1 protein-coding gene is annotated in these 1478 nt (G+C 60.1%); it reads right to left on the bottom strand.

Going from position 1 to position 1478, the window contains the following annotated elements:
- Positions 1-168: 168 nt before the first annotated feature.
- Positions 169-1478: TolC family protein (locus NW837_RS15065; RefSeq protein ID WP_414332423.1), on the bottom strand; the 1310-nt coding region annotated here is incomplete at its 5' end.

Below are 1478 nucleotides of genomic sequence, written 5' to 3'. Positions count from 1 at the left end.
GCGCAGGAAATGTCCTTTTCGCGCTAGCGGCGCGGAGCGCTTTGCATCAGCATGAGTGCGGGAGTATGTCACAACAGCTCAAGTTGGAATAGAACTGTTTCGTCGCGGTATCCATAGCACCCCTCTCCTTTTGGAAGAAGGGCTGGGAGTGAGGGAGAAAGGCTCAAGTCAAAGGCTGCCAATGGCCCGTTTCAGTTGTACCAGGGCGCGATTGTAGGCGATTACAGCATTGGAAAGGTTGCCACGGGCAGTGGTGAGGGCAGCTTCAGCATTGATCACCTCCGTTTGGGTGCCCACCCCCGCTTGCAGGCGCAGCCGGGCCAAGCGCAGGCTCTCTTCTGCTGAGGCAATTGCCACTTTGGCCGAGTCGATCTGTTCGCGGCTGGAGCTGAGGGTCAGGAAGGCTTCTTCCACCCCCCGCTGGATTTCATTGCGGGTGCCGACGAAGTTGCTCACGGCCACCTGTCCATCGATCTGGGCTTGGCGGGCTTGGGCAGCCGCTTCTCCTCCATCGAACCAAGTCAAGCTGAAATTGGCTCCCACCGAATAGCCAACATCAAAACTGTTGCGGCTGGCGTTGAAATCGTTAACGGCATCGAGGCTGGCGAACAAGCCAATTCGGGGGCCATTGCGGGCTTGTGCCAGGCGCAGGCGGCTTTGGGCCTGCTCCAATTCTCGGCGCCGGCGCTCCAATTCCTGTCGTTGGGCAAAGGCAGCAATGATGGTCTCTTCCAGGCTGAGATCCCACTCCCCCATCGGCTCAATGCGGTCGCTGGCCAACACGTCGGTGGGGCTGGGGAAATTCAGCAGTTCGGCCAGGCGGCGGCGATTCAGTTGTTGGGTGTTTTGAGCCGCCAGCAAGGTTTGTCGATTGTTGGCCAATTCCGTCTCTGCCTGGAGAATCTCAAAGCGGGTACCCAGCCCGACCCGTTCTCGGGCTTGAGCATCCCGCAGGGTGGCTTCGGAACTTTCGACGGCAGCTTGGCTGATGGCAACCCTGGCGTCCGCGCTTTGCAGATCGTAGTAGGCATTGGCCACAGCTTGTTTGACCGTCTGCAGCGTTTGCTCCAGCTGCAGTTGGGCGATGCGCAGCGCTTCTTGGGCCAGCTTCAGGTTTTGCTCCCTAAGGCCACTGTCAAAGGCGGTATACTCCACCCGCACCACACTGGCCGAGAGGGTGTGGGATTCGCGCCTTGGCCCACCACCAGGAGAGGGAGCCTCACTGTACTGGTAGTTGGCACGGCTGGAGAGGGTGGGAGCAAAGGCAGCTTGAGCTAGAGCTACCCCGGCCTCGGCCCGCTCGACAGTCAGTCTGGCCTGCTGCACAGCCGGGTTCTGGGCAACGGCGATCTCCAGAGCTTCTTCCAAAGACAAGCCCTCCCTTCGCTCGATGCGCACCTGCAAGGGGGATTGGGGCACCACCAATTCTTCAGCCGTCAAAGCCCCCTTTAGAGTCAGGTCAGCCGCAGGGGTGGAGT

The sequence above is a fragment of the Synechococcus sp. R6-10 genome (assembly GCF_047461815.1).
Taxonomy (GTDB): domain Bacteria; phylum Cyanobacteriota; class Cyanobacteriia; order Thermostichales; family Thermostichaceae; genus Thermostichus.
This window is presented reverse-complemented; position numbering and strand designations above follow the sequence as displayed.